The 19,209-nt window shown below is 61.5% G+C and carries 17 protein-coding genes; 13 read left to right on the forward strand and 4 right to left on the reverse strand.

The window, feature by feature from the left end; genetic code table 11:
* The first annotated feature begins 262 nt into the window (after positions 1-262).
* The 12 genes from glmS (at position 263) to BQ8482_RS19630 (ending at position 13,941) form a co-directional block, all read left to right on the forward strand.
* Positions 263-2,086, forward strand: coding sequence for a glutamine--fructose-6-phosphate transaminase (isomerizing) (gene glmS, locus BQ8482_RS19575; protein WP_123149125.1), 1,824 nt, complete (start codon positions 263-265; stop codon positions 2,084-2,086).
* A 252-nt stretch (positions 2,087-2,338) separates the two neighbouring features.
* Positions 2,339-4,369, forward strand: a complete 2,031-nt coding sequence (locus BQ8482_RS19580; RefSeq protein ID WP_123149126.1) for a conjugal transfer protein TraG — start codon at positions 2,339-2,341, stop codon at positions 4,367-4,369.
* Between the two features lie 120 nt (positions 4,370-4,489).
* The gene (locus tag BQ8482_RS19585; protein WP_008871920.1) at positions 4,490-4,903 is read left to right on the forward strand and encodes a hypothetical protein; all 414 of its coding nucleotides are present in this window, start codon (positions 4,490-4,492) and stop codon (positions 4,901-4,903) included.
* Positions 4,900-5,868 carry a P-type conjugative transfer ATPase TrbB gene (trbB, locus tag BQ8482_RS19590; RefSeq protein WP_008871921.1) on the forward strand — a complete coding sequence of 323 codons (969 nt, stop codon included), beginning with the start codon at positions 4,900-4,902 and terminating at the stop codon, positions 5,866-5,868. The genes BQ8482_RS19585 and trbB overlap by 4 nt, the downstream gene beginning before the upstream one ends.
* Positions 5,869-5,879: 11 nt before the next feature.
* Positions 5,880-6,188: a TrbC/VirB2 family type IV secretion system protein gene (locus BQ8482_RS19595; RefSeq protein WP_008871922.1), complete on the forward strand. Its 309-nt coding sequence runs from the start codon at positions 5,880-5,882 to the stop codon at positions 6,186-6,188.
* Positions 6,188-6,460, forward strand: coding sequence for a VirB3 family type IV secretion system protein (locus tag BQ8482_RS19600; protein ID WP_123149127.1), 273 nt, complete (start codon positions 6,188-6,190; stop codon positions 6,458-6,460). The genes BQ8482_RS19595 and BQ8482_RS19600 overlap by 1 nt, the downstream gene beginning before the upstream one ends.
* A complete protein-coding gene (gene trbE / locus BQ8482_RS19605) occupies positions 6,454-8,904 on the forward strand; it encodes a conjugal transfer protein TrbE (protein ID WP_123149128.1) in 2,451 nt (816 codons plus the stop codon). Before BQ8482_RS19600 ends, trbE begins: the two co-directional genes overlap by 7 nt.
* Positions 8,901-9,626 carry a P-type conjugative transfer protein TrbJ gene (gene trbJ / locus BQ8482_RS19610; protein WP_077376367.1) on the forward strand — a complete coding sequence of 242 codons (726 nt, stop codon included), beginning with the start codon at positions 8,901-8,903 and terminating at the stop codon, positions 9,624-9,626. The genes trbE and trbJ overlap by 4 nt, the downstream gene beginning before the upstream one ends.
* Positions 9,627-9,655: 29 nt before the next feature.
* A complete protein-coding gene (gene trbL / locus BQ8482_RS19615; protein ID WP_123149149.1) occupies positions 9,656-10,978 on the forward strand; it encodes a P-type conjugative transfer protein TrbL in 1,323 nt (440 codons plus the stop codon).
* Entirely contained in the window at positions 10,979-11,710 is a 732-nt protein-coding gene (gene trbF / locus BQ8482_RS19620; protein ID WP_123149129.1) for a conjugal transfer protein TrbF, read from the forward strand.
* Positions 11,700-12,725, forward strand: a complete 1,026-nt coding sequence (gene trbG / locus BQ8482_RS19625; RefSeq protein ID WP_077376373.1) for a P-type conjugative transfer protein TrbG — start codon at positions 11,700-11,702, stop codon at positions 12,723-12,725. Before trbF ends, trbG begins: the two co-directional genes overlap by 11 nt.
* 13 nt (positions 12,726-12,738) lie before the next feature.
* Entirely contained in the window at positions 12,739-13,941 is a 1,203-nt protein-coding gene (locus tag BQ8482_RS19630; RefSeq protein ID WP_123149130.1) for a TraB/TrbI/VirB10 family type IV secretion system protein, read from the forward strand.
* A gap of 120 nt (positions 13,942-14,061) precedes the next feature.
* Here the strand turns inward: BQ8482_RS19630 and BQ8482_RS19635 are convergent, their stop codons facing one another.
* The 3 genes from BQ8482_RS19635 to BQ8482_RS19645 are packed head-to-tail and all read right to left on the reverse strand — an operon-like array spanning position 14,062 to position 17,341.
* Positions 14,062-15,063, reverse strand: a complete 1,002-nt coding sequence (locus BQ8482_RS19635; RefSeq protein WP_027056295.1) for a tyrosine-type recombinase/integrase — start codon at positions 15,061-15,063, stop codon at positions 14,062-14,064.
* A complete protein-coding gene (locus BQ8482_RS19640; protein ID WP_123149150.1) occupies positions 15,060-15,995 on the reverse strand; it encodes a tyrosine-type recombinase/integrase in 936 nt (311 codons plus the stop codon). Before BQ8482_RS19640 ends, BQ8482_RS19635 begins: the two co-directional genes overlap by 4 nt.
* Positions 15,992-17,341 carry a tyrosine-type recombinase/integrase gene (locus BQ8482_RS19645; protein WP_133254798.1) on the reverse strand — a complete coding sequence of 450 codons (1,350 nt, stop codon included), beginning with the start codon at positions 17,339-17,341 and terminating at the stop codon, positions 15,992-15,994. Before BQ8482_RS19645 ends, BQ8482_RS19640 begins: the two co-directional genes overlap by 4 nt.
* Positions 17,342-17,395: 54 nt before the next feature.
* Here BQ8482_RS19645 and BQ8482_RS19650 point away from each other — a divergent pair, with 54 nt between their 5' ends.
* On the forward strand, positions 17,396-17,668 hold the full coding sequence (locus tag BQ8482_RS19650) for a DUF2274 domain-containing protein (RefSeq protein ID WP_077376452.1): 273 nt from the start codon (positions 17,396-17,398) through the stop codon (positions 17,666-17,668).
* Positions 17,669-17,820: 152 nt separating this feature from the next.
* On the opposite strand, the gene hemN is transcribed toward BQ8482_RS19650, so the two are convergent.
* Positions 17,821-19,170 carry an oxygen-independent coproporphyrinogen III oxidase gene (gene hemN / locus BQ8482_RS19655; RefSeq protein ID WP_123149151.1) on the reverse strand — a complete coding sequence of 450 codons (1,350 nt, stop codon included), beginning with the start codon at positions 19,168-19,170 and terminating at the stop codon, positions 17,821-17,823.
* Positions 19,171-19,209 lie beyond the last annotated feature (39 nt).

Here is a 19,209-nt window from a genome sequence, read left to right on the forward strand (position 1 = left end):
GCATGTAAAAAGCGGACATTGCGATGATCGTTACGCCTCAACCGACTACGGAAACTCGTCCCAACTGGCGGTTGGTGGACGCAAGCCGGCACCGCGCATACCGTTTCTCACTGGTCAAACACGTCCTCTTCTATCCACTGGCTGGATGGCAGCCATCCCAACAATCGATTTTACCTGTTTTACCGAATTCTACTAGGAGGCTCAGCGCCGGGCGGTGCCCTTCGGGTCGGCTGAGGCTACCGGGAAGAATTCGGAGAGGATCATGTGCGGGATTGTTGGCATCGTTGGGCATCAGCCGGTGTCGGATCGGTTGGTCGACGCTTTGAAGCGTCTCGAATATCGAGGATATGACTCAGCCGGCGTTGCCACCATCACCGAGGGCTCGTTGCACTGCCGGCGCGCCAAGGGCAAGCTCATCAATCTCGAGACGAGGTTGAAGGAAGAGCCGCTGAGTGGCACCATCGGCATCGCACACACGCGCTGGGCAACGCATGGGGCACCGACTGAGCGCAACGCGCACCCGCACTTTACGGACGGTGTGGCCGTCGTTCACAACGGCATTATCGAGAATTTCGCCGAGTTGAAGGACGAACTGGCGGCGGCGGGCGCCGAGTTCCAGACCGACACCGACACCGAGGTCGTCGTGCATCTCTTGGCAAGACACCGCCGGGAGGGCATGGGGCGGGGTGAGGCAATGCACGCCATGCTGAAGCGCGTCAGGGGCGCCTACGCGCTTGCCATTCTCTTCGAGGATGATCCGTCGACCATCATGGCGGCGCGCAATGGACCACCGCTGGCGATCGGTCACGGCGACGGCGAGATGTTCCTGGGCTCTGACGCCATGGCGCTAGCTCCCTTCACAAATGCAATCACATATCTCGTCGACGGCGACTGGGCCGTTATCGGCAAGGCAGGCGCCGATATCTTCGATTTCGATGGCTATCCCGTCGAGCGTCCGCGCCAGACTTCCACGGCCGGGGCATACCTGGCCAATAAGGGCAACCGTCGCCACTTCATGGAGAAGGAAATTTACGAGCAGCCCGAGGTCATCGCCCGTGCGCTCGATCATTACATCAACTTCGAAGGGAATCGCGTCGATACGGTTTCTAGCATAGATTTCGCCAGCATCCCGAGCTTGGCGATCTCGGCTTGCGGCACCGCCTATCTGGCCGGACTGATCGCAAAATACTGGTTCGAGCGCTATGCGCGCCTGCCGGTCGAAATCGACGTTGCGTCCGAATTCCGCTACCGGGAGATCCCGTTGCCGCCGGAATCGGCGGCTCTTTTCATTTCGCAATCCGGCGAAACCGCCGATACGCTCGCCTCCCTGAGGTACTGCAAGGGGCGTGGGCTGAAAACCGGCGCTGTCGTCAATGCCCGCGAATCGACCATCGCTCGGGAGGCCGACGCGGTCTTCCCGATCCTTGCCGGCCCGGAGATCGGCGTCGCCTCCACGAAGGCTTTCACGTGCCAGCTTGCGGTTCTGGCCACACTCGCCATCGGCGCTGCCAAGGACCGTGGAACGCTAACTGAATATGAGGTGAAGGCGCTCGTCCGGAGCCTTGCCGAAATGCCGGGCGTCATGGGCCGGGTACTGAACAGCATCCAGCCAAATATCGAGCTCCTGTCGCGCGAACTGTCAAAGTGTCATGGTGTCCTGTATCTTGGCCGCGGCACCAGTTTCCCACTGGCGATGGAAGGTGCGCTGAAGCTCAAGGAGATTTCCTACATCCATGCTGAGGGCTATGCGGCTGGCGAATTGAAGCATGGTCCGATCGCATTGATAGACGAGAACATGCCAGTGATCGTCATCGCGCCACATGACCGTTTTTTCAACAAGACCGTCTCCAATATGGAGGAAGCGGCCGCCCGTGGAGGGCGGATTATCCTCATCACCGATGAAAATGGGGCCGCTGCGTCGAAACTCGACACGATGCATACGATCGTGCTGCCGGCCGTCGACGAGATTATCGCGCCGATGATCTTCTCGCTGCCGATACAGCTTCTTGCCTATCATACGGCGGTCTCCATGGGCAAAGATGTCGACCAGCCGCGCAATCTCGCAAAATCGGTCACCGTGGAATGATTGTGACGCGCTCATAGGTGGCATGCGTCCATCGAAAATACACTTCCAAGCATCACCAGCACTTGGATGTCGACGAGACGCAGATCAGGTCCGCGGCCAAGTGGACATATCTCTATTGCTCCACCGAAAGTTTCCAGTCTGAGCGATCCTGCCCATTCCCTCATCGCACCTGGTCGTGCGTAGTGTGCATTTCAGTTCACATCGCGCCGCGCGATGCTTGGCCCCGCATGTCCAGAACTGCGGAGCAAGCCAATGACGCCTACGAAGTTGCTGATTGGGCAGATCGCCGTCGTGTTCGCAATCGTGATACTCGGCGTATGGGCGGCCACGCAGTGGTGCGCCCACATGCTCGGCCATCAACCGCCACTCGGCGCGCCATGGTTAGTCGCGGCTGGCTGGCAGATCTACAAGCCGTGGAAACTGTTCGAATGGTGGTTCCACTTCGACGCTTATGCGCCCGAGGTCTTCGATAAGGCCGGTGCGCTTGCCGGCGCCAGTGGGTTCGTGGGCTGTGCCGCCGCGATCGCCGGCTCGCTCTGGCGCGCGCGACAGCTCGGGTCGGTCACCACATATGGGTCGTCAAGGTGGGCCGCGACTCACGAGATCGAGACGGCAGGGCTGTTTCGGCCGGCCGGCGTTTTCCTAGGCAAGCTGAAGGATCGCTATCTGCGCCATGACGGGCCCGAGCACGTCATGGCCTTTGCCCCAACACGATCAGGCAAGGGCATCGGACTGGTTGTTCCAACTCTTCTGTCCTGGACCGGCTCGGCCGTCATTCACGATATCAAAGGCGAGAACTGGCAGTTGACCTCCGGCTGGCGCTCGAAGTTCTCCTACTGTCTCCTGTTCAATCCGACCGATCCGAGGTCGGCGCGCTATAACCCGCTGCTGGAGGTACGAAAAGGTCCAGACGAGGTCCGTGACGTCCAGAACATCGCCGACATCCTGGTAGATCCGGAAGGCGCGCTGGACCGGCGGAACCACTGGGAGAAAACCAGTCACTCACTCTTGGTCGGCGCCATTTTGCACGTGCTTTACGCCGAAGAGGAAAAGACGCTCGCTCGCGTCGCCACCTTCCTGTCGGACCCGCAACGCTCGTTTGCCGCGACACTACGGCGGATGATGACGACCAACCATCTCGGCGCGGCGGATAAGCCCCAGGTCCATCCTGTCGTGGCCTCGGCAGCTCGCGAGGTGTTGAACAAGTCGGAGAACGAGCGTTCAGGCGTTCTTTCGACCGCCATGTCGTTTCTCGGCCTCTATCGCGATCCTACGGTGGCGGCAGCGACATCAGCCTGCGACTGGCGCATTGCCGACCTCCTGGATGCTGAGCGACCGATGTCACTCTATCTGGTCGTGCCGCCATCGGACATCTCGCGCACGAAGCCGCTGGTGCGACTTGTGCTCAATCAGATCGGCAGGCGTCTGACGGAGCGGCTGGAGGGGGATCCTAAGAAGAGCAGGAACCATCAACTGCTCATGATGCTGGACGAATTCCCGGCGCTCGGTCGCCTTGATTTCTTCGAAACCGCGCTCGCCTTCATGGCCGGCTATGGCATCCGTGCATATCTGATCGCGCAATCCTTGAACCAGATCTCCAAGGCGTATGGGGACAACAATGCCATTCTCGACAACTGCCATGTGCGGATTGCCTTTTCCTCCAATGACGAGCGCACGGCCAAACGCATTTCGGACGCGCTCGGCACGGCGACGGAGCTGAGGTCCATGCGCAACTACGCCGGCCATCGCTTGGCGCCCTGGCTGTCGCACGTGATGGTTAGCCGCCAGGAGACCGCCCGCCCACTATTGACACCGGGCGAGGTGATGCAGTTGCCGCAAGCCGATGAACTGGTGTTGGTTTCAGGGCTGCCGCCGATCCGGGCGAAGAAGCTGCGCTACTACCAGGATCGAAATTTCACCGAGCGCGTGCTTTCTGCGCCGGTATTGCGCGACGGCGCTTACGCGGATCGGCCAGTACCGCGTCCGGACTGTTGGATCGGGCAGGTGCGGGGCGTTGACCGCCGTCTTGCTGGCGGCGGCGAAAGCGCGGGCGAGGCAATTGAAGATGAAGGAGGTGTCCAGCAACAGCGACATCCGGGTCTGCCTGAAGAGCATACAGCCGTCACTCTGGAGCCCGACCGGGACGACCTGCTCAAGCCCGCGGACGATGATAGCGAGGCAGTTGCCGACAGGCGCGTGATGGACCGAATTTCCACTGCCGCACGCGCCTATGGCATCAACGAGGGAACGGGCGACAACAAGGACATCGTGCCCGGCTTCTGAAAGAAGCTGCCGAAGGCAGAGCGCAAATCAGCGTAGATAACGGCCATAAGCAATTTCGAAGAAGTCGCCGATGCTCGTTCCCGCCCGCGCAACAGCGCTGGGACAGTTGGAACGAACCACATGAGCCCTCACCGCATTCGTCATCAGTTTCTGCTCGAACCCGACCTGAGCAAGAAACTGGACGACCTCAGCCGCGATCCATCGACGACCAAATCAGCGATCGTGGCGAAGGCAGTCGAGGCCTTTATCGAGCGGCGTGGCGAGAACGAGCTCGACCGGCGCTACGGCGTAAGGCTCGACCGTCTTTCCCGTGACCTCGGTCATCTCAGACGCGACGTCGAGATGATCCTAGAGAGCCTGGCGCTCTTCATTCGCTTTTCCGTCACGCTTCATGCTCACACACCAGTCCCGGACAGGGCGACGCAGGCGATTGCCCAGGAGCGCTTCGACAAATTCGTCGAGCAAGTGGGCCGCCAGATCGCCTCCGGCAAACGGTCGCTTGGGACGGATAATGGCGGGGGAGGGGAAGGATGAGTTCTCATCCGGAGGTCGACCATCGCCATCGTACCATGTTGCGCACCGCCATGGGCCCGGCAATCGCTGAGGCCCTTGCCGATTCATCTGTTGTCGAGGTGATGGTCAATCCCGACGGTGCGCTGCGGCTCGACCGGCTGGGAGAAGGTCGGGTCGGTACCGGCGTGCATATGCACCCATCCGAGGCGGAACGCATCGTCCGCCTGGTCGCTTCCCATGTGCGTGCCGAGGCGCATGCGGGTAGTCCGATCGTCAGCGCCGAACTGCCCTCGGGCGAGCGCTTCGAGGGGCTGTTGCCGCCAGTCGTTCTGGCGCCATGCTTCGCCATCCGTAAACCGGCCGCAAAACTCTACACGTTGGCCAACTATGTCGCCGACCAAATCATGCTGCCGCTGCAGGCCGATGCGCTGAGGAAGGCCGTGCGCGAGCGGCGCAACATATTGGTCGCAGGCGGCACGTCGTCGGGCAAAACCACGCTCGCCAATGCGCTTCTGGTCGAAGTCGCGGAATGCGACGAGCGGGTGATCTTGATCGAAGACACACGCGAGCTGCAGTGCGCTGCCAAGGACTGCGTTGCACTCAGGACAAGACGGGGCTCGGTGACGCTTGCCGATCTCGTACGCTCGACGCTGCGGCTCAGGCCCGACCGCATCGTCGTCGGCGAAGTCCGGGGTGCGGAAGCCCTCGATATGCTGAAGGCATGGAACACTGGCCACCCCGGCGGCATCGCCACGGTTCACGCCAATTCGGCGCGCTCCGCCCTCTACCGGATCGAGCAACTCGCGCAGGAAGCCGTCGTCACTGTACCACGCCGTCTGATCGCCGATGCCATCGATCTGATTGTCTTCATCGCCGGGCGCGGATCCTCGCGCCGCATTGACGCCATCGCCGAGGTCACCGGTCTCGACGGCAGCGGCGATTACACCGTCACCCAACTGACGCTCCCGCAACTTCAGCAGTTTTGAAAGGCCAATTCATGTGCAAGAAGCTTCGCTTTCTTTCGTCCACCGCGCTCGTGCTTGTTCTCACGGTCTCAGCCCGCGCAGCAGGCTCCGGCATGCCTTGGGAACAGCCGCTGCAGCAGATCCTGGAGTCTGTACAGGGACCGGTCGCCAAGATTATCGCCGTGATCATCATCATCACCACGGGCTTAACCCTTGCCTTCGGTGACACCGCAGGCGGTTTCCGCCGGCTGATCCAGATCGTCTTCGGGCTGTCGATCGCCTTCGCGGCATCGAGCTTCTTTCTCTCCTTCTTCTCCTTTGGCGGCGGGGCACTCGTCTGATGGTCGCTGGAGAGCAGCATATTGAGGGCTTCGCGGTTCCCGTTCACCGGGCATTGACCGAAGCCATCCTGCTGGGCGGTGCACCGCGAGCGGTGGCGATCCTCAACGGCACGGTGGCCGCAGCTATCGGCCTCGGTTTGCAGCAGTGGATCGCTGGGCTGGTGCTGTGGATTGCCAGCCACACGCTGGCGGTCTTTGCCACAAGACGCGATCCAGACTTCGCCAGCGTGCTCGTTCGTCACCTTCGTCTGAACGGATGGTTGGCATGCTGAACCTGTCAGAATACCGCAGCAAAGCCGACAAACTTGCCGACCATCTGCCCTGGGCAGCGCTCGTCGCGCCCAGCATCGTGCTCAATAAGGACGGCAGCTTTCAGCGGACCTTACGGTTCCGCGGGCCCGATCTCGAAAGCGCGACGGAAGCAGAACTTGTCGGCATCTGCGCCCGGGCAAACAACGCGTTGAGAAGGCTCGGCTCCGGCTGGGCATTGTTCTTCGAAGCCGAGCGCATAGAGGCGCTCGGCTATCCTAACTCAACCTTTCCCGACGCCGCGTCTTGGCTGGTCGATGAAGAACGACGCGCAGCCTTCGAGGGCAAGGTCGCGCATTACGAGAGCCGCTATCACCTGACTTTGCTGTTCATGCCGCCCCCCGACGCACGGGCGAGGGCTGAAAGCGCGCTCGTTGACGCACACCAATCTGGCGGCGGGAGAGACTGGCCCCAGGAGCTGGCGCGGTTTCGCGACGAGACCGACCGGGTCCTCGATCTTTTGTCCGGTTTCATGCCCGAGGTGCGCGTGCTCGACGATGCCGAGACCCTGACTTACCTGCACGGCACAATCTCGACCCGCCGCCATCCACTCGCTGTCCCGGAAACGCCGATGTATCTCGACGGCATCCTGGTCGACGCGCCGCTTACCGGCGGCTTGGAGCCGATGCTCGGCGAACACCATCTTCGCACCCTTACCGTCCTCGGATTCCCGAATCTCACCCGGCCCGGAATTCTCGACGCGTTGAATCATCAGGATTTCGCCTATCGCTGGGTGACGCGCTTCATCCCGCTCGACAAGACGGAAGCCACGAAGACGCTGACACGGTTGCGCCGCCAGTGGTTTGCCAAGCGCAAATCGATCGCGGCCATCCTGCGCGAGGTCGTGACCAACGAACCTGTCCCGCTGGTCGACAGCGATGCCGACAACAAGGCGCTCGATGCCGACGCAGCCCTTCAGGCGTTGGGCGGCGACCATGTCGGCTTCGGTTATCTCACCACAACGGTGACAGTGTGGGATGAGGACCATCAAGCCGCCGCGGAGAAACTTCGCGTGGTCGAGCGCATCATCAATGGGCTCGGCTTCACCACCATCCGCGAAAGCGTCAATGCGGTCGAGGCGTGGCTCGGCTCGCTGCCTGGTCATATCTATGCCAATGTTCGCCAGCCGCTCGTTCACACATTGAACCTTGCGCATCTCATGCCGTTGTCGTCGGTCTGGGCAGGTCCTACGGCGAACGAGCATCTCACCAAGGTCACCCAGCGAGAGGCCTCGCCACTTCTGTTCGCAGAGACCAACGGGTCGACACCATTCCGGCTATCCACCCATGTCGACGATGTCGGCCACATGCTGATCGTTGGCCCGACCGGCGCCGGCAAATCGGTGCTGCTTGCCCTGATTGCACTGCAGTTCCGGCGCTATGCCGGCGCGCAGGTCTATGTCTTCGACAAAGGCAATTCGGCGCGCGCGGCAGTCCTTGCCACGGGTGGAGAACACCACGCACTGGGTGCTGACGGTGCGCTCGCCTTCCAGCCCCTGCGCAATATCGGCGACCAGGCTGCCCGCAGTTGGGCAGCCGAGTGGATTGCCGGCCTCATTGCCCATGAGAATGTCACCGTCACGCCGGAGGTGAAGGAGGCAATCTGGTCGGCACTCACCAGCCTTGCCACCGCGCCGGCGCAGGAACGCACGCTGACCGGCCTTTCGGTCCTGCTTCAGTCCAACGGGCTGAAGTCCGCGTTGATGCCCTACACACTCGACGGTCCTTTCGGCCGCCTGCTCGACGCCGATGATGATCGGCTGGCCTTATCGAATGTGCAGTGTTTCGAGACGGAAGAGCTGATGCAGAGCCAAGGCGCTGTGCTGCCTGTGCTCACTTACGTGTTCCATCGTCTTGAAGAGCGGTTCGATGGACGGCCGACGCTGCTGATGCTCGACGAGGCTTGGGTCTATCTCGACAATCCGCTCTTTGCCGCCCGTATCCGCGAATGGCTGAAGGTGCTCCGAAAGCGGAATGTCTCGGTGATCTTCGCTACGCAATCGCTGGCTGATATCGCGGGCTCTTCAATCGCGCCGGCGATCATCGAGAGCTGCCCCCAGCGCATTTTCCTTCCCAATGATCGTGCTGTGGAACCGCAAGCGCGGGCAGCCTACGAGCGCTTCGGCTTGAACGAGCGGCAGATCGAATTGATCGCCCGCGCCACGCCGAAGCGCCACTACTATCTTCAGTCACGTAGCGGAAACCGTCTCTTCGAGCTCGGGCTTGGCCCCATCACTCTTGCGCTTTGCGGCGCTTCCGATCCGGCGACGCAGACCCTGATCGACAAAATCCAGTCCGAAGACGGGCAAGACAGCTTTGCCTCCCGCTTTCTGAGCGCGCGCGGCCTCGATTGGGCTGCCGAGCTTCTCCAGCAATTCCCTCAACCAGACATGGAGCAATCCTCATGATTGGACGCCGTCTTTTCACCAGCCTGATCACCGTTTCCCTGATCGCCAAGCCAATGGCCGACTATGTGCAGCCGGCCTACGCCCTTATCGTGTTCGATCCATCCAATTATGCGCAGAACGTGCTGACGGCGGCGCGCGCGCTGGAGCAGATCAACAACCAGATCCAGTCGCTGCAGAACCAGGCAACCATGCTGCAGAACATGGCGCGCAATCTTCAGCGTCTGGATTTCTCTTCCGTGGGCCAACTCTCCGGTTCGCTCCATCGCATTGACGGTTTGATGGACCAGGCGAGTGGCCTCAGCTTTGATCTGGGCAAGCTTCAAGACCAGTGGCGCAGCCAATATCCGGAAAGCTACGAGGCCACGATCAAGGTCAGCGATGTGGCAACCGCAGCGCGCGAGCGCTGGCAGAGCGCCATGCAGGCGTTCCGCCAGACCATGCGGGTCCAATCGCAGATCGTCGAGAACGTCCGCGCCGACGGCGACCTGCTTGCCGATCTCGTCAACCGCAGCCAAGGGGCAGCCGGTGCGCTTCAGGCAAGCCAGGCCACCAACCAGCTGATCGCGCTTTCGACCAAGCAGCAGATGCAGATCCAAACACTGCTCGCGACTCAGTTTCGAGCTGAGGCCGAGGATGCCGCGCGCAAGGCGCAGTCCGAGGAAGCCGCCCGCGAGACGACCAAGCGCTTCCTGGGTACCGGCTCGGCCTATCCCGGCAATTGATCACCAACTCTGACGAGGAAGGCGGCGGCATGAACGACCTTGGCGTCATCGATCGCTTCATGGAGACCTTCATCCGCTACATTGACAGCGGGTTCGGTCTGCTTTCGGGCGACGTCGCCTTCCTCACTACCATCCTGATCGGCATCGACATCACGCTGGCCGGGCTGGCCTGGGCGCTCGGCGACGAGCCCAACATTCTCGGCCGGCTTACCCGCAAGGTGCTCTATGTCGGCGTCTTCGCCTTCATCTTGAATAATTTTAAGAACCTCGCCGACATCATCTATCGCTCCTTTGCCGGGCTCGGCATCAACGCGTCCTCCGGCAATCTCTCCCCAGACAATCTCCTGCGCCCGGGCCGCATCGCCGCGACCGGTTTCGAAGGCGCTTGGCCGCTGCTTGATCAAGCAAGTCAGCTGCTCGGCTTTCCAGAAATCTTCGGCAACGCGCTCACCATCTTCGTGCTGCTCATGGCCTGGTTCCTGGTCATCATCGCCTTCTTCATCCTTTCCATTCAGCTGTTCATCACAATCCTTGAGTTCAAGCTCACCACGCTCGCCGGCTTTGTTCTGGTTCCCTTCGCACTCTGGAATCGATCGGCGTTTCTGGCCGAGCGCGTGCTCGGCAATGTCATCTCTTCAGGCATCAAGGTGATGGTACTTGCCGTCATCGTCGGCATCGGCTCCACACTCTTCGGCGAGTTTGCTTCCGCGCTGCAAGGCAAGGAGCCGGACCTGGCCGCCGCCATGTCACAGGTGCTGGGCGCGCTGGCGCTGCTTGGGCTCGGCATCTTTGGGCCCGGCATCGCGTCGGGTCTAGTGTCCGGCGCGCCGCAGCTTGGCGCGGGCGCCGCCCTTGGCACGACTGCGGCGGCAGCTGGTGCATCGCTCGTTGCGGGAGGCACGGCATTTGCTGGCGCGCGCATGGCAACCGTCGGCAGTCTCGCCGCAATTCGGGCCGGCACAACGATGGGATCGGGTGCTTTAACGGCCTGGCAGATCGGGCGAGCAACCTCGCCCCACACCGGCCTGTCCGGTGTGGCTGCTGGATTGCGGGGCGTGACCAGTGCCGCCGGCGGCGCCGCGATGCGAGCAGCAAGAGCTGCCGCGGGAACGTTCGGGCGCAGCGCCGATGCCGGCCGGGAAGCCGCATGGACCGCGACCGGTGGTGCGCCCACCGCGTCCATGACTGGAAACCCAACCGCTGCAGACCATAATACCGCTCCGACGTGGGCAAGGCGCTTGCGTTCCGAACAGACCGCCCGTGCCCACCGCCACGCCGCCATGCAGGCTGTCCGTGAAGGCGACAGCCCAGGAGGCAGCGCCAATCCCTCTCTCAACGACAAGGACGACTAGATGCTGTTCAAGCGACCCGTTCAACGTTACGGCAAGACACCCGAACCGGTCACGCCGTATCAAAAGGCCGCCCAGCTATGGGACGAGCGCATCGGCTCATCTCGAGTACAGGCTAGGAACTGGCGGCTCATGGCCCTCGGCTGTCTGGCCTTGGCGACCGGGCTCTCTGGCGGACTCGTATGGCAGTCGATGCAGAGCCGTGTCGTGCCTTACGTCGTCGAGGTCGACCGCTTCGGCGAGGCACGCGCCGTCGCGCCGGCGATCCAAGACTACGAGCCCTCCGACGCCGAGATAGCCTGGCACCTCGGCCGCTTCATCCAGAATGTCCGTTCCGTCTCCACTGATCCGGTGCTGGTGCGGCAGAACTGGCTGGCGGCTTACGACCTTGCCACCGACCGTGCGGCACTCTTCCTCAATGAGTACGCCAAGGCGAACGATCCCTTCGGTCAGATCGGAACGCGCAGCGTGTCCGTCCAGGTGACCAGTGTGGTCAGGGCTTCCGACAGCTCGTTCCAGGTCAAATGGACTGAGCAGGTCTTTGAGCGCGGCAGCCTTGCCAGCACCACGCGCTGGACCGCGATCCTCACCATCGTGATCCGCCCGCCAAGCAATACGGATCAGCTGCGCAACAATCCGCTCGGTGTATTCATCAACGCCATCGACTGGTCGCGCGAGCTCGACAGTGCCGCACTGACATCCGTTTCCCCGAAGGAGCCCGCCGATGACAAATAGAGCCCAATCGTTCCGTGCCGCGCTGATCCTATCCGCATCGGCAGCAGTTCTCTCGGCCTGCGCATCGAAGCCGGTGCCGCCTGAGATTTCGTATGATGCTGCCGACTTCAAAGCAGCGGCAATCGAGAAGGCGCCAGAGACACCGGTCAAGATAGTCGAGGTGCCAAAGCCGTTGCCGCTCCCCGGCCAGTTGCAGCCAGAACCGGGCAAAATCGCCGACGACAAGCGCTCTCCTGAAGAACGCGTCGCCGACGCCAACAAGGCGGCGACGCAGCAACCCACCCGGTACGGCTACGTCAATGCGGTGCAGGTCTATCCCTTCACCGATGGCGCGCTTTATCAGCTTTATGCCGCGCCGGAGCGCGTCACTGATATCGCCCTACAGCCGGGCGAGAAACTGACAGCCGTGTCGGCCGGCGACACGGTGCGCTGGGTCATCGGCGATACCGTCAGCGGCACCGGTGACGACCAGCGCACCCATGTGCTGGTAAAACCCTTCGCGCCGGGGCTTAGCACCAATCTGGTGATCACCACGGAACGACGCACCTACCACTTGCAGCTTCAAAGCACCGATAAGACCGCTATGGCGGCGATCTCCTGGACGTACAGCGAGGACCAGATCGTCGCGCTCCGCCAGCGCAACGCTCAGGCCGAGGCTACCATGCCGGTGGCGTCGAACGTGGCGCTCGAAAACATTCGCTTTCGCTACTCGATTAGGGGCGACACACCGCCCTGGAGACCGACGCGAGCCTTCGATGATGGCAGCAAGGTCTATATCGAGTTCCCGCGCCGCATAGATCAGGGAGAGGCCCCGCCACTCTTCATCGTCGGCTCTGACGGGGGCAACCAGCTCGTCAACTACCGCATGCGCGGCAACTACTACATTGTCGATCGGCTCTTCGCCGCGGCCGAACTACGCCTCGGCACCAAGCAGCAGCAAGTGGTGCGCATTACAAGGACGGACGGCCGGCAACCGCCGCGTCGCGTATCTCTCTTTGCGCGCTCCAGCAGGTGAGGAGAGGGGCCTTATGACCGACACTTCCCCATCCAATGCTCCGCCAAAACTCGATCCCGAGCAGCTGCAGTTACGGGCCTCGCCCCGCCGCGCCGTGCGGTTCAGGCGCGGCGTGATCATCGCCATCGCTGCCGTGGGGTCCGGTGCCATCCTGGGCGTCACGATGATGGCGCTGCAGGGACCGGCGCTTCGCTTCAAAGAACAGGCGGAAGATCTCTACAACACTGACCGCAAGCCAACCCCTGAAGGACTTGAAACACTTCCCAAGGACTATTCCGGAGTGAAGCCGAACCCTCCTGTGCTTGGACCACCACTGCCGGGCGACCTCGGTCGCCCCATCCTTGAGCGGCGGCGCCAGCTCGGCATCGCGCCAGGGCAGGACAACTCCGCCGAGGAGCAGCGCGTTGCCCAGCAGGCGATTGAGGCGCGCGAATCACAAGTCTTCTTCCGCATTGAAAATCAACCCAAGGAGGCGGGCATCGGCGGTAATGCGAAAAGTGCTCAGCAGCCGTTCGGGGCGCCTCCGCAATCTGATGCCGCTCGGCCGTCAGATTCCGTTGCCCCGGCTGAGGGCGATCAGAACAATCAACAACGCAAGCTCGATTTTGTCAGCCAGCGCAACACCAGCGGGATCTACAACCCGCATGCATTGCAGACGCCAGCTTCGCCAAATCAGCTCATGGCCGGCAGCGTGATCGCCGCAAGTCTCATCACCGGCATAAATTCCGACTTGCCCGGGTTTGTCGTCGCGCAGGTCACCGAGAACGTGCACGACACGCTCACCGGCAGCATCCTGCTTATCCCGCAAGGCTCGCGGCTGATCGGGACCTATGACAGCGTCGTCGCTTTTGGGCAAAAACGGGCGCTTCTGGTTTGGCAGCGAATAATACTGCCAGACGGTTCTTCGATCGAAATCGACAATCTGCCGGCGACAGACACTGCCGGCTATGCCGGGCTCGAGGACAAGATCGATTTCCACACCTGGCAGCTGATCAAGGGAGTCGCGCTGGCCACATTGCTGGGCGTCGGCACCGAGTTAAGTTTTGGAGAAAACGAAAGCGATCTGGTCAAAGCGATCCGGGAATCCACTCAGCAGAACGTCAGTCAAGCCGGCCAGCGCATCACCGAGAAGAACCTCAATGTTCAGCCCACCATCACCATCCGCCCAGGTTGGCCACTGCGCGTCATCGTGCACAAGGACCTTGTATTCCGCTAGCGGAATACAAGGTCATATGCCGCCCTGTGGACTATCCCGAGTTGCGTGGGCGGGTGGTGGTCGAAGGGGCAATAAAGCGAGAGGATCGGGGCGCCAAATATCGGCATAGTTCTGGTCCTTCTATAGCTGGTTGAGGAACGTCAGCAGCCGGTCATCGGGACGGAACTTGCCCGGCTTGCTGTCAAAGGGGATGGTTTTTGCGAGGATCTTTTCCTTCAGGGCCAGATCCGCATCGAGATAGATTTGGGTGGTTTCAATGGATTCATGCCCCAGCCACAACGCAATAACGGTTTGCTCCACCCCGGCATGCAACAGGTCCATCGCCGTCGTGTGGCGCAAGCAGTGGAATGTGATGTGCTTCTTCCTCAGCGAGGCACAGACTCCGCTGGCGGTGGCCAGATGCTTTGTCAGCAGGCGCTCCACGGCGTCCGCACTCAATCGCCCGCCGCGCATGCTTGGAAAGACAATGCCGTCTTCGGCGGCGCTTGTTTCATCGAGCCATGCTTCGAGGACTTTGGCGACAGGTTTGCAAAGTGGGATGGCGCGCTGCTTTCGCCCCTTGCCGAGGACTTCGACATGAGCGCCGGTGCCCAGCGTAACATCCTGGCGTCTCAGGCCGGTCACTTCGGACAGGCGCAGGCCCGTCTGCAAGGTCGTCAGCAACAGCGCGTGATCCCGTCGGCCCTTCCAGGTGCTCCTGTCCGGCGCGTTCAGAAGCGCGTCGACCTCCGGGCGCGTCATGAAGTCGATCAGCTTGCGATCAAAACGCTTGGCCGGCATGGCGAGGACGCGCTGGATTTGAGCGCTGTGGGTCGGCATTTCATAGGCGGCGAAGCGGAAGAACGACCGAATGGCGGTGAGGCGAAGATTGCGGGTGCGCGCGCCAACGCTCCGCGTCTTCTCGAGCTCGTTCAGGAACGCGGAGATGAACGGGGCGTCGATCATTTCGAATGCCAGGCGATCCGGCGACGTGCGCAACCGCTTCTGCGCGAAGCGCAGCAGAAGCCTGAACGTGTCCCGATAAGATCTGATCGTATGCGCGCTGACCCGCTTCTGCTGCATCAGCCGCTGGGTGAAGAACCGTTGCAAGAGCGCCGGGAAGGTCGGGAGCGCGAGGGTCATGTGGAGGCCTCCCAATAATGCTCGAGCCGCGTCACAGCCTGCTGCATGAGAGATGGGTTCTGGTGCAGATACCAGTAGGTATAGTTGAGATGGGTGTGCCCGAGGTAGGTGGACAGCGCCGGCAGGCGGCGCTCGGGATCCGCGCCTGCGCAATAGCATTGCCGCAAGACCTCGACGGCCATGGTGTGGCGCAGATCGTGCAAACGTGGCCCCGTCGCATCCGAGATGCCGCGCAATCCGAGTTTCCGGGACAGTCGGCGGAACGACAGTTCCAAAACCGAATGCGTAATGCGACGGCCAAGCGGCGAGATGAAGAATGGCCGGGCGCTGTGTCCCGCCAGGAACGCATTGCGCTGTTCCAGGTACTGCTTGAGGACAGCGCAGGTCGTCGCATGGACTGGAACCAGGCGGGATTTTCCGAACTTCGTGTTGCGAATGGTCAGGACGCCGTGGTCGAGATCGACGTCCTCCAGATCAAGGTTCAGTACTTCGCCGAGACGCATCCCGGTGACACTCAGCAGGCCGAAGATCGTATAGCGCGACCAGCGCGAGATCGGCTTGGCGCCCCGCCGTCGTTGCAGGCTGGCGGCGAGAACGCGGGCTATCTCTTCCTGGCGGAAGATATGAGCCTGGAAGGTGCTTCGTTGCCGCGGCAGCAAATCCGTCGGGGGAATCTCGGTGCGCGGGTCCGTCACGATACGGTAGCGCGCAAAACTGCGCACGGCGCGCAGTCGTCCGGCGAGGTAGTTCGGATCGGTCGATTCAGGCTGTTGCGCCCAGGCCAGAGCCAGCTTCGACGTGATCCAGGCAGCGCGCCGCCGCTCCATGAACTGCGCAAAATCCAAGAGCAGCCGCTCGTCCTTTTTCAGCTTGAAGCCGAGGGACCGGCGCAACTCCAGGTAATCGACAATGCCGTCGCGCAAACTGTTCATGGCATAGTCCCCGGCCATGGCAGGGCGACTTTGCGCAAAGCATCCAGATCGACCTTCGCGTATCGCCGCGTTGCATCCGGGCTGCGATGCCGCAGCATCTGGCCAATATCCGTCAGCGACAGCCCTTGGCGCAGCATGTCGACGGCAAGCGCATGACGAAGCTGATGCGACCCAGTGAGACCGGGCTTAATCCCGGCACGCCTGATCGCACGCGCGACGATCTGGCCTACGTCGCTGGACGACCTCAAACCGTCAAAGGGGGCGCGGGAGCGCAAGAACACTCTGCGGCTGGCCGATTCCGGCCGCCCGTGCTCCAAATAAGCTGCAATCGCCTGTCCCGCGTCATGAGGCAAGGGCAGCGGCCGTTCCGTACGGCCCTTGCCATGCACGCTCAGCGAGCCTTCACCCCAATCGACATCACCCAGTTCAAGCCGGACAACCTCTCCTGCGCGCAGCCCGAGCCGCGCGAGCAACAACAGGATGGCTCGATTGCGCAACCCGGCTGGCGCCCGCCATTCCTTGCTCGCGTTCAGAAGAACCCGAACACAGTCGGCTGGCATCGCTCTCGGAATCGACGCCATCGACCATCCGGCAACGGATGGGACTGCCGCGGCAAGATCGGTATGGATGTAGTCGCGGTACCGCGCGAAGCGGAAGAACGACCGCAGTGCGGTGACGATGTGCTTTGCCGAAGCGAATGTGCGGTCCTGCGGCGCATTTCGCCGGATGTAGTCCGCAATCTGGCTGGCATGCACGGATGCGAGATGCAGTTCGCCCTCGCCGGATATGTCCGTCAGAAAGCGCCTGACATATCCGGGGTAATTCTCGATGGTCGCCGCTGCCAGGCCGCGCTCATCGTGCAGGTAGGACCTGTATTCCTGCAAGACCAAGTCAACAGGAGATATCTCGACCGAAGCCGTGGCCCTGCCGTCGATGACGCCTTTTTCACGAAGCCAGGCCGTCACGCCGGACAGCGTGATGCGGTCGCCGCCCTTGAGACAGCGGTGTTGAGCCCGATCACGCAGGAATGCTTCTTCATGTGCGGTCGTTATCTCCTCGACCGCGATGCCCTCCCGGTCCAGCCATCGGCTGAACTCATTGATGAGGAACGTTTTCTTCCAATAAGAAACCTGCGAGTACCCCTGATCGGCAAGATACTCGGCATAGGGCTCAAAATAGGGAGCCAGCGGACCCTCGACCAAAAGCCGAGAGCGCCTCTTTCGACTTGCTCTGTTCATCGGAAACACAGTGTCGGCGGGTTCTGGACGAACCAAACTATGCCGACTGATTCTCTTAATATTACCACAGAAAGGAAGCACATGCGCACGCAACTCGGGATAGTCCACAGGGCGGCATATGATCTGGTGCTACGGCCATACGCGAGTTGAGCGGGAGTGAATATGGCCAACTTGAAACTTGGAAAGCTTCCAGACCGAACACCTTCGAAGATTACCATCACCGTCAGCGCGGAGTTGGGCCAAGCACTCAAGGAGTATGCTGCCCTTTATCGTCAGACCTATGGCGAGTCTGAAACGGTGGCGGAACTCATCCCTTTCATGCTGGCGGGGTTTCTGGAAGGCGACCGAGCGTTTGCCAAGGCCAGAAAAGAAGGTTTGCCGACGTCCAGCATGCCGGAGAAGTCGCGGCGTCTGGCAGGCTCAGATTCCGAGTAACCGAGGCAATGAGTGAACCGCCCGCACACGAGCCTCGATGGGCTAACTCCGCTTGAATATGTAACCCGATCCGTCAAGGATCACACGTGAACAGGCTCACTCACAAATGGAGGCAAACAGGGGAGCACGTCACCGCGACCGCACTCTTTGGCTCAAACTGCAACCGAGTGCCTGGCCCTTCCGCTTTGGAAATATTTGTCGAACCTGGCCGCGATGCTTCGGACGAATGGGCGACTTTCAGCCGGCACGACGAAACGGTCGCCATCCAGTTCAAGCAATCGAACGGGATCGTGGAGGGCCATGGTACTCGACTCAAGAAGGAGCTTCTGGCCGGCTTTGCCGAAGCGTTCCACCAGATCGACTGCCGAGAAGGCGAAATCACACATTAGCCTCTCGATGATCCAGCCGCGAACGCGGTCGTCGTCGGAAAGCGCGATACCGCGGACAACCGCCAGGCCGCCATGCGCAACCATACTTCCGTACTCGGCGGTTGAAATATTGTTCTGCACGTAGCCCTGGCGAAAACGGCCGATGGACGAAGGGCCAAGCCCGATCAGTGTCTCGCAGCGATCCTCCGTGTAGCCCTGAAAATTGCGATGCAAAGCCCCTGTGCGGGCCGCTATCGCCAAGGCATCGCCTGGCTTGGCGAAATGATCGAGCCCTATTGCTTCATATCCCTTGTCCACAATCGCTCGCGCAGCGAGTTGCGATTGCGCCAACCGCTCCGTGGGGCCAGGCAGCCACGCCTCTTTGATCATCGTCTGATGCTTCTTGAACCAGGGCACATGCGCGTAGCCGAACAGCGCCATCCTGTCCGGTTCCAGGGTCAGCGCCTGCGCTACGGTGGAACAGACGCTCTCCCTGCTCTGGTGCGGCAATCCGTAGAGCAGGTCCAGATTGATGGAACCGACGCGGCGGGAGCGAACTCCGTCGACGATAGCCTTCGTTTGCAAAAAGCTTTGCTCGCGGTTGATTGCCTTTTGCACATTTGGCTCGAAATCTTGGACGCCGAGACTCGCCCTGGTCATGCCGATTTCGGCCAGCGCATCAAGGCGCGCCTCGTCCATGTCGTTTGGATCGATCTCGACGCTGATGTTTGTATCCGGGACAAAATCGAAGCTGTCCCGCAAAAACGCGCCAAGCGCCACCATGTCCTCGGGCTTCAGCATGGTGGGCGAACCGCCGCCGAAGTGGACTGCGCGGACATGGCCCTTGCCGCTGACGAGACCCGCAACCGTCGCGATCTCCGCGTGTAGCGAGCGCAGATAGGCCGTCACCGGCTCATAGTGGCGCGTCTGCTTGGTATGACACGCACAGAACCAGCAGAGTCTGTCGCAATAGGGGATGTGCAGATAGAGCGAGATCTCGCCGCCACTTTTGAGCGCCTCCAGCCAGCCACGATAAACCGCAGGATTGACGCCCGCGTGGAAATGCGGTGCAGTCGGATAACTGGTATAGCGCGGGACGTTCTCGCCAACCCGGGCAGCTAATTCGGACTGCATGTCGTGGTCCAACCATGTTTGCATCGCTGGAACTCTGGG

It is taken from the genome of Mesorhizobium delmotii (assembly GCF_900149755.1).
In the GTDB taxonomy this organism is placed as follows: Bacteria; Pseudomonadota; Alphaproteobacteria; order Rhizobiales; family Rhizobiaceae; genus Mesorhizobium; species Mesorhizobium delmotii.

What these genes read in the sequence shown, in the direction of transcription:
- BQ8482_RS19595 (WP_008871922.1), top strand. Translation starts at nt 5,880, where the DNA reads ATGTGCAAGAAGCTTCGCTTTCTTTCGTCCACCGCGCTCGTGCTTGTT.
- trbJ (WP_077376367.1), top strand. Translation starts at nt 8,901, where the DNA reads ATGATTGGACGCCGTCTTTTCACCAGCCTGATCACCGTTTCCCTGATC.
- trbG (WP_077376373.1), top strand. Translation starts at nt 11,700, where the DNA reads ATGACAAATAGAGCCCAATCGTTCCGTGCCGCGCTGATCCTATCCGCA.
- trbE (WP_123149128.1), top strand. Translation starts at nt 6,454, where the DNA reads ATGCTGAACCTGTCAGAATACCGCAGCAAAGCCGACAAACTTGCCGAC.
- BQ8482_RS19650 (WP_077376452.1), top strand. Translation starts at nt 17,396, where the DNA reads ATGGCCAACTTGAAACTTGGAAAGCTTCCAGACCGAACACCTTCGAAG.
- BQ8482_RS19585 (WP_008871920.1), top strand. Translation starts at nt 4,490, where the DNA reads ATGAGCCCTCACCGCATTCGTCATCAGTTTCTGCTCGAACCCGACCTG.
- trbL (WP_123149149.1), top strand. Translation starts at nt 9,656, where the DNA reads ATGAACGACCTTGGCGTCATCGATCGCTTCATGGAGACCTTCATCCGC.
- trbB (WP_008871921.1), top strand. Translation starts at nt 4,900, where the DNA reads ATGAGTTCTCATCCGGAGGTCGACCATCGCCATCGTACCATGTTGCGC.
- glmS (WP_123149125.1), top strand. Translation starts at nt 263, where the DNA reads ATGTGCGGGATTGTTGGCATCGTTGGGCATCAGCCGGTGTCGGATCGG.
- BQ8482_RS19630 (WP_123149130.1), top strand. Translation starts at nt 12,739, where the DNA reads ATGACCGACACTTCCCCATCCAATGCTCCGCCAAAACTCGATCCCGAG.
- hemN (WP_123149151.1), bottom strand. Translation starts at nt 19,170, where the DNA reads ATGCAGTCCGAATTAGCTGCCCGGGTTGGCGAGAACGTCCCGCGCTAT.
- BQ8482_RS19600 (WP_123149127.1), top strand. Translation starts at nt 6,188, where the DNA reads ATGGTCGCTGGAGAGCAGCATATTGAGGGCTTCGCGGTTCCCGTTCAC.
- BQ8482_RS19640 (WP_123149150.1), bottom strand. Translation starts at nt 15,995, where the DNA reads ATGAACAGTTTGCGCGACGGCATTGTCGATTACCTGGAGTTGCGCCGG.
- BQ8482_RS19580 (WP_123149126.1), top strand. Translation starts at nt 2,339, where the DNA reads ATGACGCCTACGAAGTTGCTGATTGGGCAGATCGCCGTCGTGTTCGCA.
- BQ8482_RS19635 (WP_027056295.1), bottom strand. Translation starts at nt 15,063, where the DNA reads ATGACCCTCGCGCTCCCGACCTTCCCGGCGCTCTTGCAACGGTTCTTC.
- trbF (WP_123149129.1), top strand. Translation starts at nt 10,979, where the DNA reads ATGCTGTTCAAGCGACCCGTTCAACGTTACGGCAAGACACCCGAACCG.